General features: G+C 69.9%; 11 protein-coding genes. 7 read left to right on the forward strand and 4 right to left on the reverse strand.

Features of this window, described 5'->3' with window-relative positions; translation table 11 throughout:
* Window positions 1-107: 107 nt before the first annotated feature.
* The gene (locus CHB84_RS17315) at window positions 108-1,274 is read right to left on the reverse strand and encodes a lycopene cyclase family protein (RefSeq protein WP_089302693.1); all 1,167 of its coding nucleotides are present in this window, start codon (window positions 1,272-1,274) and stop codon (window positions 108-110) included.
* A gap of 91 nt (window positions 1,275-1,365) precedes the next feature.
* Between CHB84_RS17315 and CHB84_RS17320 the strand changes: the two genes are divergently transcribed.
* From CHB84_RS17320 to CHB84_RS17350, 7 genes are all read left to right on the forward strand, one after another.
* Window positions 1,366-2,934, forward strand: a complete 1,569-nt coding sequence (locus tag CHB84_RS17320; RefSeq protein WP_089302694.1) for a deoxyguanosinetriphosphate triphosphohydrolase family protein — start codon at window positions 1,366-1,368, stop codon at window positions 2,932-2,934.
* Window positions 2,931-3,623, forward strand: coding sequence for an acVLRF1 family peptidyl-tRNA hydrolase (locus CHB84_RS17325; protein WP_089302695.1), 693 nt, complete (start codon window positions 2,931-2,933; stop codon window positions 3,621-3,623). The genes CHB84_RS17320 and CHB84_RS17325 overlap by 4 nt, the downstream gene beginning before the upstream one ends.
* Window positions 3,624-3,802: 179 nt before the next feature.
* Window positions 3,803-5,431, forward strand: a complete 1,629-nt coding sequence (locus CHB84_RS17330; protein WP_089302696.1) for an ABC-F family ATP-binding cassette domain-containing protein — start codon at window positions 3,803-3,805, stop codon at window positions 5,429-5,431.
* Window positions 5,432-5,672: 241 nt separating this feature from the next.
* Complete coding sequence (locus tag CHB84_RS17335) at window positions 5,673-5,882, forward strand: helix-turn-helix domain-containing protein (protein WP_089302697.1); 210 nt, start codon at window positions 5,673-5,675, stop codon at window positions 5,880-5,882.
* 361 nt (window positions 5,883-6,243) lie between these two features.
* A complete protein-coding gene (locus CHB84_RS17340; protein ID WP_089302698.1) occupies window positions 6,244-8,109 on the forward strand; it encodes an ABC transporter ATP-binding protein in 1,866 nt (621 codons plus the stop codon).
* A gap of 10 nt (window positions 8,110-8,119) precedes the next feature.
* The gene (locus CHB84_RS17345) at window positions 8,120-8,830 is read left to right on the forward strand and encodes an alpha/beta hydrolase (RefSeq protein WP_176440017.1); all 711 of its coding nucleotides are present in this window, start codon (window positions 8,120-8,122) and stop codon (window positions 8,828-8,830) included.
* Window positions 8,831-9,338: 508 nt separating this feature from the next.
* Window positions 9,339-10,256 carry an LCP family protein gene (locus CHB84_RS17350; protein WP_342743976.1) on the forward strand — a complete coding sequence of 306 codons (918 nt, stop codon included), beginning with the start codon at window positions 9,339-9,341 and terminating at the stop codon, window positions 10,254-10,256.
* A gap of 23 nt (window positions 10,257-10,279) precedes the next feature.
* Here the strand turns inward: CHB84_RS17350 and CHB84_RS17355 are convergent, their stop codons facing one another.
* The 3 genes from CHB84_RS17355 to CHB84_RS17365 all read right to left on the reverse strand — a co-directional run bounded on the left by CHB84_RS17355 (window position 10,280) and on the right by CHB84_RS17365 (window position 14,407).
* Window positions 10,280-10,735, reverse strand: a complete 456-nt coding sequence (locus tag CHB84_RS17355; RefSeq protein ID WP_089302701.1) for a peroxiredoxin — start codon at window positions 10,733-10,735, stop codon at window positions 10,280-10,282.
* 56 nt (window positions 10,736-10,791) lie between these two features.
* A complete protein-coding gene (locus CHB84_RS17360) occupies window positions 10,792-12,663 on the reverse strand; it encodes an EAL domain-containing protein (RefSeq protein WP_245818805.1) in 1,872 nt (623 codons plus the stop codon).
* 271 nt (window positions 12,664-12,934) lie between these two features.
* The gene (locus CHB84_RS17365; RefSeq protein ID WP_089302702.1) at window positions 12,935-14,407 is read right to left on the reverse strand and encodes a cytochrome P450; all 1,473 of its coding nucleotides are present in this window, start codon (window positions 14,405-14,407) and stop codon (window positions 12,935-12,937) included.
* Between the last annotated feature and the right edge of the window lie 147 nt (window positions 14,408-14,554).

Genomic DNA, 14,554 nt, shown 5'->3' on the forward strand with positions numbered 1-14,554 from the left:
CCTCATCCACGCCGCACAATCACCACACGCCTGACACAGCCGGCACACCACCCCCACCTACCGCGCACACCACCCACACAAACCCGAGGAGAACCTCATTCAGCGCCCTACAGGAGGTACCGCCGCAGACGCCAGGGTGCGGCGGCGAACACGGCGCGCATGGCCGCGACCGTACCGAGCGTGTCCTCCCGCCCGGACAGGAACGCGCGCTGGTGCCCGGCGGGCAGGTCGAAAAACAGCTCGAAGAACTCGGGTAGCGCCGCGCCCGGCATCGCCAGCAGGGCATGCATGCCCTTACGCCGTAATGCATGCACCGTCACGGCCGCCGGGGTCCACGCCTCGTTCCTGGCGGCACGGGCGGCGTGCCGGTGGCCGCGCCGCAGGCCGTCGGCGAGGGACGCCGCCACGCGCGGGGCGAGCTCGAGCGCGGTCGCCAGGTGGTAGCCGGTCGCAGGGTGTACCAACCCCGCTGCCACCCCGAAGGGCACCACGGGGTCGGGTGGCGCCACCGGACCGGCACGGCCGGTACCGACGTCCAAGGGGATGCGCACGCGTTCCGCCGCGCGTCCCTCGGGGTTCATGCCGGCCGCCGCAAGCCGGGTACGCAGTCTCCGCTCCAGCAGGGCGTGGCTCAGGCCCGGCCGGTGCGCCAGGCATGTCTCCTCGAGCAACACCCGGTTCCCCGGTAGCGGGAGCGTGTACAGGAAGCTGGCCGGTTCGCCTCCGGTCGGCGCGTGGGACCAGTCCATGAACAGCGCGGTCGATCCGGCGCACGGGACCAGTGAGCTCGCCTCCTCGGCGGTCGCGATGACGCCGGTGGCCGTCTGCTCCGCGCGCCGGGACAGCCGCGACCACCGTCGTGGCCGGCGGTGGGGAGTCCCGGTGGCATCGATCACGACGCGGGCCCGTAGCGTGCCGCCGGCGGTGAGGTCGATCTCGGTACCGCGCCCGAGGGGGCGCAGCGACCGGGCGTACGCCGCGACCGTCCGGACGTCGCTGTCGCGTAGCAGGTCAGCGAGGCGTGCGTTGTCGAGCACCGTGTAGCGGCGGGGGAGGGAGCGGTATCCGGACGTGCGTACCCGCGTACGCGCGGGTGCCACGGCGACGGCGGGAAGGGCCCAGGTGGGCAACTCGTCGTGCCAGGCGCCGTAGGTCGCGGGCCAGCATCGGTGCGGGTCCTTGTCGACGAGCGCGGTCAGCAGGCCCGCGCGGGTGCAGGCGTGTGCCACCGCCCAGCCCGCTGGACCGCCACCGAGTACCGCGATATCGAGCACGCCTCGAGACTATGCCACCGGTGCCTGCCGGTCCCGGTCCAGCTTCACGCGTGGCAGCGAGGCGAGGATTACGGTAGAGGGGGTGAGTGGGATGACAAGCAGTACCGATGATGCCGCCGGAGCCCGGACAGCCCGCAGGGACGCGACGGCCGCGGCGGCCGAGAGCTCGAACGCTGCGTTTCGTATCGACAGGGACCGCATCGCCACGTCCCCGTTCTTCGCCCGGCTCGGCGGCGTGACCCAGGTGGTCAGTACCACCGACTCCGGCCTGCTGCACAACAGGCTCACGCACAGCCTGAAGGTGGCACAGGTCGCGCGCGCGATCGCGGATCGGCTCTCCGCCACCGCGAGCGACGCCGCCGTGCTCGACAAGCTCGGTGGCTGCGACCCCGATGTGGTCGAGGCCGCAGCGCTGGCGCATGACCTCGGGCACCCGCCGTTCGGGCACCTCGGCGAGCAGGTGCTCGACGAGCTGGCGCGGGAACGTTTCGGGCTCACCGACGGGTTCGAGGGCAACGCGCAGACCTTCCGGATCCTCACCACCACGGACGTACGCGGCCCGACGGCCGTGGGGCTCGACCTGACCGCTGCGGTGCGCGCCGCCGTGCTGAAGTACCCGTGGGCGCGCCTCGGTGTACCCCAGCCACACCCGTCCTCGATGGCGGTGCCGCCCCGCGGGGCCGGTGAGCCCGCCGAGGCTCCCGGTACCGGTTCGAGCAAGTACTCGGCCTACTTCACCGAGCTCGACGACGTCGACCAGGCGCGCGAGCCGTTCCGGCGGTACATCGAGCCGTGGCAACAGACCGTCGAGGCCTCGGTGATGGATACGGCCGACGACATCGCCTACGCCATCCACGATCTGCAGGATTTCCACCGCATCGGCGTGCTCCAGCAGGCGAGCGTGGCGGGGGAGCTGCAGCAGTGGACCCGGCACGCGCTCGAGCTGTCGACGGTGCCCGAGTCGAGGATGGCTACCCGGGACGGGCGGTCCGGGTACTCGCTGGAAAGGCTCCGTCGCCGGTTGCACGCCAAGGACTCGTGGATCGTCGACGACGACGCTTTCGCGTACGCGGTGGCACGGGTGCGCCGTGAGCTGGTGGACGGCCTGCTCGCCGCCGTGTTCGACGGTTCGGTCGAGGCCGAGCAGGCGATCGCCGAGTTCTCGACACGCTGGACCGAACGGCTGGTGGAGGGGATCGTCCTCACCGAGTCCCCGTCCACCCGGTCGGGGCACGTGACGCTGCGCGCCGAGCAGTGGCACGAGGTGCAGATCCTGAAATGGGTACACAGCCGGTTCGTGTTGCTGCGTCCCGACCTGGCGCTGCACCAGCGGGGGCAGGCTGCCTTGCTGCGGAACCTGGTCGGCGAGCTGGACGAGTGGGTACGCGACGGCAGCGAATGGTACCGCATCCCGCGCAGGTTGCACGATCTCGTCGAGCTGGCCACGACCGAGTACCAGCGACTCGAGAGGGACCGCCCCGAGCTGCTACGCCTCTCGCGCCCGGCCGGGGCCGGAGGCGAGTACGACATCCGGACACTCGCGCGGGGCCGTGCCATCGTGGACTTCGTGGCGTCACTGACGGACAAGCAGGGAGTCGCGTTGCTGGACTCGCTTTCCGGGCGGGCCACCACACCGTGGTCGGAGTCGTTCGTCCTGTGAAGGCGCGCCAGGTCGCGGGCGGCGGCCGAGCGGTGGAGGTCGCACCGCAACGGTTACGACGGTGGTTCGACAACTTCGCTACCCGAAACGACGGTATCCGTGGCACCGAGCGCACCCCGGACGCGGTCACCGTCACCGGTGGAAACGGAACCACGGCGACGGCGACTGTGCCGTTCGCCCCGCTCCCGCCACGCGAGGGCGGGCACACCTCTGTGGCGGGCCTCGCCGTGGACGAGCTGGTCGAGCACGCCTGCCGGAACCGGCGTATCGGGTTGATCCTGGTCCGCGCCGGCGCGCACAGCGTCGGCATAGCCGATGGCGACTCCGTGGTGACCTCGCGTACCGACCGTCATCACGTGCAGGGCCGCACCTCCGCGGGTGGCTGGTCCCAGCAGCGGTTCGCGCGCAGGCGGCAAGGGCAGGCACGGCAGGCGCTACGCAGGGCGGCCGACGATGCCGCGGAGGTCGTGCTCGCCGAGGTCGACCGGCTGGACGCGGTGGTTCTCGGCGGTGACCGGGCGGCGCTGGACGAGCTGCGGGCGGACTCCCGCCTGCGTCCGGTCTTCGCGCTGGTGCGGGGCGAGGTGCTCGACGTGCCCGAGCCGCGGCGCCGGGTCCTGGACGAGGCCGCCGCGCGGGCCCGCGCAGTGGAGATCGTGATCAGAGATCCCGGCACCGCCGGAGGGTGAGCCTGCGCACGCCCCGCCGCGACGAACCGTCGGTGGTCCGTACACTGAGGTGATGGTCGTTCGCCTGGAATAGTCACGGATATAGGCACCGTACCCGCCTGAGGCTCCCCGAACGGGTCGTAGCTCCGGCGGGAACGTATACCCACCCGACCACCGATCGTCAGCACACGGAGTCGCTTGTGATCACGGCTACCGGCCTGGAACTGCGCGCCGGTTCACGCATCCTGCTCACCGACACAGCGTTACGCGTCCAGCCAGGGGACCGCATCGGTCTCGTGGGCCGCAACGGCGCGGGCAAGACGAGCACGCTGCGCGCGCTGGCAGGCGAGGCGCAACCGTACGCCGGTGAGATCACCCGGGCCACCGAGCTGGGGTACCTGCCGCAGGATCCGCGAGAAGGTGACCTGTCGGTCACCGCGAACGACCGCGTGCTGTCCGCACGGGGCCTCGACGAGATCGCGCGGGAGATGGAGAAGTCCCAGGTCGCCATGGCAGAGCTCGCCGATGACACGGCGCGGGAACGCGCCGTGCGGACCTACGGCAAGCTGGAGGAGCGGTTCGCCTCGCTCGGCGGCTACGCGGCCGAGAGTGAGGCGACCCGCATCTGCGTGAACCTCGGACTGGAGCAGCGGGTGCTCGGCCAGCCCCTCGAGACGCTGTCCGGCGGGCAACGCAGGAGGGTGGAGCTGGCCAGGATCCTGTTCGCCGCGACAGAGGGTGGGCTCGGTGCCAAGTCGAACCGCATCCTGCTGCTGGATGAGCCGACCAACCATCTCGACGCCGACTCGATCAGCTGGTTGCGTGCCTTCCTCAAGGCCCACGAGGGCGGCCTCGTCGTGATCAGTCACGACGTCGACCTGCTGGACGAGGTCGTGAACAAGGTGTGGTTCCTCGACGCCCAGCGCGGCGAGCTGGACGTCTACAACATGAGCTGGAGCCGCTACCTCGACGCCCGAGCGACGGACGAGAAGCGACGCAGGCGCGAGCGAGCCAACGCCGAGCGCAAGGCTTCGGCGCTGCAGCAGCAGGCTGCCAAGCTCGGCGCGAAGGCCACCAAGGCGGTCGCGGCGAAGAACATGGCGCGCAGGGCCGACGAGATGCTCGCGAACCTGGAGTCCGAGCGCACCGAGGACAAGACCGCGTCGATCACGTTCCCCGCCCCGGCGCCGTGCGGGAAGACGCCGCTCAGCGCGGAGGGGCTGTCGAAGTCCTACGGCTCGCTGGAGATCTTCACAGGTGTCGACCTCGCGATCGACAGGGGTTCGAAGGTCGTGGTCCTCGGCCTCAACGGTGCGGGCAAGACCACGTTGCTCCGGCTGCTCGGCGGGCTGGAGCGACCCGACGCCGGCCGTACCGTGCCCGGGCACGGCCTGCGTATCGGGTACTACGCCCAGGAGCACGAGACCCTCGACCACTCGGCGAACGTGTGGGAGAACATCCGGCACCTGGCCCCGGACACCGGTGAGCAGGAGCTACGAACCCTGCTCGGCACGTTCCTGTTCTCCGGTGAGCAGCTGAACCAGCCTGCCGAGACGCTCTCCGGTGGGGAGAAGACACGCCTGGCGCTCGCGGGGCTGGTCTCCAGCGCCGCGAACGTACTGCTGCTCGACGAGCCGACGAACAACCTCGACCCGGCAAGCCGGGAGCAGGTCCTCGATGCGCTACGCAGCTACGCGGGCGCGGTCGTGCTTGTCACGCACGACCCCGGAGCCGTCGACGCGCTCGACCCGGAACGGGTGATCCTGCTGCCCGACGGCAACGAGGACTTCTGGTCCGAGGAGTACCGGGAACTGGTGGAGCTGGCATAACACCGCAGGACTGCGGTCGGCCCGGCAGCGGCCACGCTTCCAGCTCTGGCCCGACCGTGGGTACACCTGCGGCCCTGGTGCGGCGGCGTGGTGGATTCCACGGACGTGATTAGGCCGTCCGTGGGTGATCTTCCAGGGCATTTTCGTCTCCCGTCTGGCGTTCAGCGGCGCAGTGTTCGATCATTGCGACATAAGGGGCTGGCTGTGGCCCACACCACTCTCCGGTAGGAGGCGGGAAATCGTGGCTGATCTGAAGAAGGGCGCGCGCATCACCGGTGACTCACGGGACAAGTTGGCGGCCGACCTGAAGAAGAAGTACGAGAAGGGCGAGAGCATCCGGAGCCTCGCGGAGTCGACCGGGCGCTCCTACGGGTTCGTGCACCGGGTGCTCTGCGAGTCCGGTGTGCAGCTACGCGGACGTGGTGGCGCTACCCGGACGAGGAAGAAGTAGCTCTGCCAGGAGTGCGGGCCGTGCCAGGGTGGCGGGCCGGTCCGCCATCGCCGACCATGCCCCGAGCAGTACCAGCGGCTACACCGCCCGGCTCTGCCGCGTCGCCGGTGTGAGCACTGCGGCCGCGCCGGGCCCGGTGGCGGGGACGGATCGGGCCCGGCGCGGCCGTTCTTCTGCGCGGTCCGCAGGCGATGCTCGACGGGGCGGGACCAGCCGGGCGCGTGCGATCCGTGTGGCCGTGCGCGCCCGTACATGCCTGATTGTGCCTTCCGGGAATCAATGCGACTCGATGATGCGTTAACCTGCTCAGGAAGCGCATAAACTTCGAGTATTGCTTAACTTCGGAAGGTGTGCCGGGGCGATGGACAACACATGGTCACTGCTGAGTAGCACGATGCGCGGCGTCGACGCCCCGGCGCGGCTCCGCGCGGGCACGATCTCCCGGGTAGCCGCGTTCTCCCGGCCGTACCGGGCCCACCTGTCGGTCTTCGGCGTCCTCACCGTGATCGGTGCCGTGCTGGCGGTGAGTACCCCGCTGCTGGCGGGCGAGGTCGTCAATACCATCGTGGACAGGCAAGACACCCGGATGGTCGTGATCCTGGCGCTGGTGATCGCGGCCGTCGCGTGTGTCGATGCGGCAGTCGGCCTCGCCGAGCGGTGGCAGTCCGCCAGGATCGGGGAAGGGCTGATCTACGACCTGCGCCGCGCGGTGTTCGAGCACGTCCAGCGTATGCCTGTGGCGTTCTTCCATCGCACCCGCACCGGTGCGCTCGTGAGCAGGCTGAACAACGACGTTATCGGCGCACAGCGCACCTTCACCGCGACACTGTCCGGACTGGTCACCAACTCGGTCCAGCTGATACTCGCCGTTGCGGTGATGGTCACGCTGTCCTGGCAGATCACCGCGCTTGCCCTTGTGCTGCTGCCGGTGTTCGTGGTTCCCGCCCGCCGCATCGCCCGGCGGATGGCACACCTGCAACGCGAAGCGGCTCGGCTCAACTCCGGAATGACCACCCAGATGACGGAACGGTTCTCCGCGTCGGGTGCCACGCTGGTGAAGCTGCTCGGTGACCCGCGCGCGGAGGCCGTCGAGTTCGGGCAGCATGCCGCACAGGTGCGTGATGTCGGGGTGCGCACCGCGATGTTGACGCGCTGGTTCATGACCACGCTGACGCTGGTCTCGGCGCTCGCCCTGGCCCTGGTGTACGGCCTGGGTGGCTGGCTGGCCCTCGGCGGTGCGCTGGACGCCGGGACGGTGGTCGCCATGGCCCTGCTCCTGACGCGCCTGTACACACCGCTGACGGCGCTGGCGAACCTGCGGGTGGACATCATGGCTGCTCTGGTGTCCTTCGAGCGGATCTTCGAGGTGCTCGACCTCGAGCCGGGCATCACCGAACATCCGGACGCACGGCGGGTCCCCGCGGGCGCGGTGTCGGTGGAGCTGCGCCATGTACGGTTCGCCTACCCGCCTGCCGAACAGGTCTCGCTGGCCTCTCTCGAAGAGGTCGCCACGCTGGACACCCGCGAAGGTGAGCAGGTTCTGCACGGTATCGACTTCCGGGTGCCGGCCGGTCGGACGGTCGCGCTGGTCGGCGCCTCCGGCGCGGGCAAGTCCACGATCGCCTCGTTGGTACCGCGGTTGTACGACGTCGACACGGGCTCGGTGCGGCTGGCGGGAGTGGACGTGCGCGAGCTGAGCTTCGCCAGCTTGCGCGAGACGGTCGGGGTGGTGGCTCAGGACGGCCACCTCTTCCACGACACGATCCGGGAGAACCTCGCCTACGCGAACCGGGATGCCACCGAGGACGAGATATACGCCGCGCTCGGCCGCGCGCGCCTCGGATCGCTGGTGGCCTCCCTGCCCGACGGGTTGGACACCGTCGTCGGGGATCGCGGGTACCGGCTCTCCGGCGGGGAACGGCAGCGCCTGACGATAGCGCGACTGCTGCTGGCTCAGCCGCGCGTCGTCGTGCTCGACGAGGCGACGGCCCACCTCGACGCCGAGTCCGAGGCCGCGGTCGCCGCCGCGCTCGCCGACGCGCTCGACGGGCGAACGGCATTGATCATCGCCCACCGGCTGTCCACCATCCGCGCCGCCGACCAGATCCTTGTCGTCGACGGCGGCACCATCGTCGAACGTGGCACCCACCAGGAGCTTCTCGATGCGGGCGGTCGTTACGCGGACCTCTACCGGACCCAGTTCGCGGAGTCGGAGCCTGCCGCGTGAGGATGGCGGGGTGCATCCCTGGCCCCGCGAAGTGATCCGCCGCCCCGGACTGTCGGTACTGCCCGCCCGTGGCTCGACCAGAGGGGCGGTGTTGGTCCTGCACGGCGGAGCGCAGCACGGCGTGCACCAGGTCCGGCCGTGGTCACCGCCGTTCCTGCGGATGGCGCATCTTGCCGGTGTGATCTGGCGCGAGGTGGCCGCGCAGGGCATCGAGGTGTGGTTGCTCCGCAACCGGGTGCGCGGCTGGAACGCACCTCGGCTGGACCCGGTGCACGACGGCCGTATGGCGATGGCGCGGCTGCACGCGCTCCGGCCCGGGGTGCCCGTCGCGCTGGTCGGCCATTCCATGGGCGGCCGGGTCGCCGTCCGTCTCGCGGACGACCCGGCGGTCACGGCGGTCTGCGGCCTCGCTCCCTGGACGACCGAGAAGGACTGGACGAGCCCGCTGGAGTCGGTCCGGACGGTACTGGTTCACGGCAGCGAGGACAGCGTGACCAGCCCGGGGAGCTCGTACTCGTTCGCCGAACGCGCCTGCGCCCGAAGCGATGTGCTGCGGTTCGTCGTGGTCGGGGAGGAGCATCGGATGCTGCGCCGCCCCGGCGTCTGGAGCCACGTCGTGCGAGCCTTCGCCAGGGACGCATTCGCGGTGACTCACCCGGACGGAGTCCTCGAACGAGCCAGGTCGTACCCCGCCGCCCAACGTCTCGAAATCGCGCTATAGGAACCGCGGCCGCGCGTCCGGGGGCTACCACCGTCGGCACCGCGGCCGCGCGTCCGGGGGCTACCACCGTCGGCGCGCGCAGGGGCGCTGCACGCGGTGTGACCGTACGGTGGGATTATGTGCGTCACATTTGTGGGCGTCCGCCGGCGCCTGGTCCGATGGCACCCCGCCGTCGGGAAGGCACCTGTGTGCGTGACCGGATGGGCCGCCCACGCGCACGGGAAGCGGCCGCACGGAAGGGACCGTGATGAGTTTTCGCGGAGGCGATGACCGTAGGGCGGATCGTGGTGCGCCCCGCACCCAGCCCGGCTGGCAGGGGGGTGGCAGGCGGGGGCAGCGACGCGAACACCAGCCGACCCAGATGATGCCGCTACCAGGGCACGGGTCCGCTCGGGCGGCAGGCGGCCGGGGGCAGGGCGGCCAGCAACCTCCGTCCCAGCGGCCGCACCGCCCTCCGGTGCGGCCGAAGCGGATGCGCAAGCGGCGCAGGCGCCCTGGACGTGTACTGATGAGCGTGTTCCTTGTGCTGCTGCTGGCGCTGGTCGCTGCGTGGGTCTACGTGGACTTCTCGCTCGACCGCGTCGAGGCCGTCAACGACTACGAGGGCAGACCTGTGGCCGCATCGGGGACGAACTGGCTCATCGTGGGGTCGGACAGCCGGGAAGGGCTCGACCCGGAGGACCAGCAGCGACTGTCCACCGGCGACAGCGGCGGCAGGGTGGCCGACACCATCATGGTGGCGCACCTGCCGGACAACGACACCCGGCCGACCCTCATGAGCGTGCCGAGGGACCTGCGGCTGGACATTCCCGGTCACGGGTCCGGGCGGGTGAACTCGGCCTACTCACTCGGTGGCGCACCCACCCTGGTCCGCAGCGTCGAACTGGCCACCGGCCTGCGCATCGATCACTACGCGGAGATCGGCCTCGCGGGGTTCGAGGACATCGTGGACGCGATCGGCGGCGTGGAGATGAACATCGAGTCCGATATGCACGACACCCGGACGGGACGGACTGTCGAGGCCGGACAGCGCAAGCTCAGTGGCGAGGAGGCGCTGCATTTCGTGCGCATGCGCCACAGCGACGCCACACCGCGCTCCGACCTGGACAGGGTCGCCAACCAGCGCCGGTTCATCGGTGCGCTCGCCGACCAGGCCGCAAGCCCCGCGACGGTACTCAACCCGTTCCGGCTGGTTCCGCTGCTGTCCGCCGGACCGGACGCGCTCACCGTGGACGACAGCGACCGGCTGCACCACCTCGTCCGGCTGGCATGGTCCATGCGCGGCATCTCCGACGGGTCCGTGGTGACCACGACGGTGCCGGTGGCATCGGCGGCGGCGTCGGCGATGGACGAGGCGCGGGCACAGCAGCTGTTCGACGCCTTACGGGCGGACCAGCCGGTCCCCGAGGAGCTGGTCTTCGAGTGACGTGCCACGCGGCGTGCGCGCGGTCACGAGGACCTGCTCCGCAGGGCCGCCAGCGCCTTCTCGGCGTGCACGCTCATCCGGACCTCGCTCTTGACGACCTCGAGGACCCGGCGGTCGGTGTCGATGACGAAGGTCTGGCGTTTGGTCAGCAACGGACCGAAGCGTCGCCGTACCCCGAACCGCGCGGCGACCTCGCCGTCGGGATCGGACAGCAGGGGGTAGTCGAACCGGTGCTTGTCGGCGAACGTCGCCTGCTTGTCGACCGGGTCGGGGCTGATTCCGACACGCTGGGCGCCGACCTGTGCGAACTCGGCGGCCATGTCCCGGAAGTGACAGCTCTCCGCGGTGCATCCGGGTGTCATGGCGGCCGGGTAGAAGAACAGCACGACAGGGCCTGCGGCCACGAGCCCGGACAGGCTCCGCTCGGCGCCGGTATGGTCGGGGAGGGTGAATTCGGGGGCGATCTCTGCGACCTTCATGCGGACAATCCTGCCTACCGCGCTCGGCATGATCCAGGGGGTCGGGGACGGTCCCGTCACCAACCCCCGGTCCGGGCGACCTCACTCGTGGAGCCGGTGAGCAATGTCTCGATCCGCTCCGCAGACGCCGACTCCAGGTAGAACGGTCCGCGCGCGGCGATCACGCCCAGCTCGCCGAGCTTGCGTGCCTGCTCGGCGGTGCGCACGCCTTCGGCTCCGGCCCGGAGACCGAGCTCGGCCGCGGTGGCGAGTAGGTGGTCGATATGCCGGATCGCCGAGCGGGGCTCGTCGTCGGTACGGCGCCCCAGCCCCTCGATGATGGAGCCGGCGAGAACGACGTAGTTGACCGGCAGCGAGTGCCTGTGGATCACTTCGAGGTCGGCCGCCGACGAGACCTCCAGCACCAGCTGGGCGCCCAGCTCGCGCAGAACACCGAGCGAGTCGAGTACCTCGCCGCGCGGGTCGCGCACGGTCTCGGCCGCGGCGCACAGCCGGAGCGACTGGGGAGGTACACCCGTGTGCTCGAGATCGCGCTTGACCATTCCCACCAGGTCGTGGTCGATGGCCAGGCGCGTGGGAAGCCGGAGGCACAGGTCGGGAACCGTGCCGCCGTCGCCGATGCTGTCACGCCAGCGCGCGTGCGTGGACAGTGCCTCGGTCAGCATCCACCGGCCGATCGGCAGGGTCATCCCGGTAGCGTCGGCCATGGGCAGGAACTCGTCGCTGGGCAGCCGGCCCCATTCCGGGTGGTTCCACTGCACCATCGCGTTGACCACGGGCAGGGCACCGCTGCCGTCCAACTTGACCGTCGGCTGGTACACCAGCTCGAACTCGCCGTTCTCCAGAGCGCCTGCCAGCGACGCCGCCATGCGGTAGCGGTCGCGGTCGGCGGCGTCGGCATCGGGCTCGTACAGCACCCACTGCGCCCGGCCGCGCTCCTTCGCGCGGTGCAGCGTGGTCTCGCCCTTACGCTTGAGGTCGCGTGCCTGCCCTTCCCCGGTGTCCTGGACCACGATCCCCGCGCTGGCGTTGACGCCGACCGCTTCGCCGCCGATGTAGATGGGCTCGCTCAGCTCGTTCAACGCGCCGCTGACCTGCTCGATCACCTCGTTCGCGGTCAGCTCGCCGCGAACGAGGACACCGAAGCCGTCCCCGGTCAGGCGCGCGACGAAGGTGTCGGCGGAGTCGAACGTGTCGGTGAGCTTGCCTGCGACGGCACGGAGCAGCGCATCTCCGACCCCGGAGCCCAGCCCGTCGTTGATCACCCGGAACCCGTCGAGGTCGAAGAAGACCAGCGCGATGCGGGAGCACGAGCGGTCGGCCAGCCACGCCTCCAGATGGTTCTCGAAGCTCCCGGCGTTGGGTAACCCGGTCAGTGGGTCGTGCACGTTCTGGTGAAGCAACCGCTCGCCGAGGGAGTGCTCCTGGTTGACGTCCTGGACCATCACCACCGGGTACTCGCGCTCCGTGGTGTCTGCGGGCAGCGTGGTCAGGGTGACGACGGTGCGATGCTCCTCGTCCGTGCTGTGCCGGAAGTCGACGTGCAGCTGCCGCGGCTCGCCACCGTGCTGGACGTCGGCCAGGTGTTCCCGCAGTAGCTGGGCACCGTCCCCTGTCGTCACCAGGTCGGGAAGGCACTGACCGCGGAGCTGCTCCGGCGAGTCGCCGAGCACGGTGGCGAGCGCCGCGTTGGCCTCGGCGATCGTGCCGGAATCGTCCGTCAGCGCGATGCCCACCGGCGCGTGAGCGTAGATCCGGGCGAACCGCTCCACCGCGGCAGTGTGCGCGGTCCGCAGGCCTTCACGCGCCTCGGTGATGATCTGGCCGATCAACCGCTCGAGCTCGTCCCGCTCGAGATCGACGCCCTCGGTGTGCGTCAGCGCCTCCGACCATCGTCTCGTGAGCTCGGCCTCACTATGGTCGTCCACGGTTCACCTCTCTGGTCACCTCTCTGGCCATGGCTCCGGCCCCGAACTGTCGTGCACTCACGGCGGGCGCCGCCGCGATCGTCCCCGACCCACTTGACCGCACTACTTGGTCCAGCAGTGACCTTGCTAAACGACCACGAACAGGTGGGGATGTCTACCGGCCAAAGGAGTGACGCGAGCGACACGCACGGATACATAACGTTATCAAGATGGGCACCGGTGCACGACGCTCACACAGGGAAAGGAGCAGGTTGGCTTGCCGGTCACCACATCACGCGTGGGCGCGATCCGTCACTGGCCGTAGCCGAACGGGGAGACCATCGACAGGTACCGGCAGGGCGACATAGTCCCAACGGGCAAGGTAGTCCTGTGGAAGTGACCACGTGTAATGCATCAGGAGCTCGTGCAGCAGGGCTTTGACCTCGATCGTGCCGAAGTGCATGCCGATGCATTTATGTGCCCCACCGCCGAACGGGATCCAGGCGAACCGGTGCGACTTGTCCTCGCGCCGGTCGGGTGCGAAACGCTCCGGGTCGAACGTCATCGGGTCGGTCCAGCACTCCGGGGTGAAGTGGTTGACGGCCGGCGAGACGCCGATGAGGGTGCCTTGCGGGATGTAGTGGCCGAGCACCTCGGTGTCGGTCAACGCCTTACGTGGCAGGCTGGGTACCGGCGCCACCATGCGCAAGGACTCCTTGATGACGAGGTCCAGGGTGTGCAGCGACTCCAGGGCCTCGAGGTCGGGGGATCCCGTACCGAGCGCGCGGGACTCCTCCCTGGCACGCTCCTGCCAGTCGGTGTGCATACCGAGGTAGTAGGCGGCCGCTGTACTGGTGATGGTCGAGGTGTCGTGCGCCGCCATCATCAGGAAGATCATGTGGTTGATGACGTCCTCGTCGCCGAACCGCTCGCCATCGGAGTCCGTGGCGTGGCACAGCGCCGAGAACAGGTCACTGCCCGATCCGGCGCGCTTGTCCGCGAGCCGCTCGGCGAAGAACCGTTCCAGTACCTTCCTGCCGCTCAGCCCGGCCGACCACCGACCGCCGGGCACCGGATACCGGATGAGCGCGGTTCCCGCGCGCACCGTGTCCACGAACGCCCTGTTGATCTCGTCGGCACGCTGCTCACCCGGCGGCATATCCATGAACACGCGAGCGGCTATGTCCAGCGTGAGCTGCTTGAGCGCCCAGTACAGCCGCATCGTACTGCCGGTCGGCCACTGCCGGACGCCCTCGCGCGCCACCCGGGTCATCTCGTCGGTGTAGGTGGCGAGGCGATCGCGGGTGAACGCCTCCTGCATGATCCTGCGGTGCATGCGGTGTTCGCCGAAGTCAAGCAGCATCAAGCCGCGGTGGAAGAACCGCTCGATGAAGAAGTTCCAGCCCTGCTGGGAGAACACCTTGTCCTTGTTGATCAGGGCGGTCTGGGTCGCATCCGGGCCCGCGAGCGCCACCATGGGTTGCCCGAACATGCCCATCCAGGACACCGGCCCGTAGCGCTCGTAGCGGCGGAGGGCGAAGTCGGGACCGAAGCGCATCGCGGTGAGGCTGTGCCCGACGAACGGTGGGCCGAAGTCGCCGGGCACTGCGGCCAGCCCGCTGCCCGGCGGGGGATCGGCCAGCGGCTCGCTCCGCCCGCGTGGCGCGAGCAACCGGGTATCGACCGCACGGGGCAGGGGCACGGCAGTCAGCGGCGGCACCCGTGTGCGCACGGCACCGGTAGCCCTGCTGAGCGCGGTCACCATGACCTCTCACCTCCCGGTCCCCGTCCCACGGCTACTGTCCCGCCGCAATTGACAGCACGTCAAGAGTGCCCGTGCAGACTCACCCGAATAAACAAGCACTCATGCTTGCTTTTTTCTTGTGACGATGCCATGCTTCCGGCATCGCCG

Origin of the sequence: Haloechinothrix alba (genome assembly GCF_900188115.1) — a bacterium.
Taxonomy (GTDB): Bacteria; Actinomycetota; Actinomycetes; order Mycobacteriales; family Pseudonocardiaceae; genus Haloechinothrix; species Haloechinothrix alba.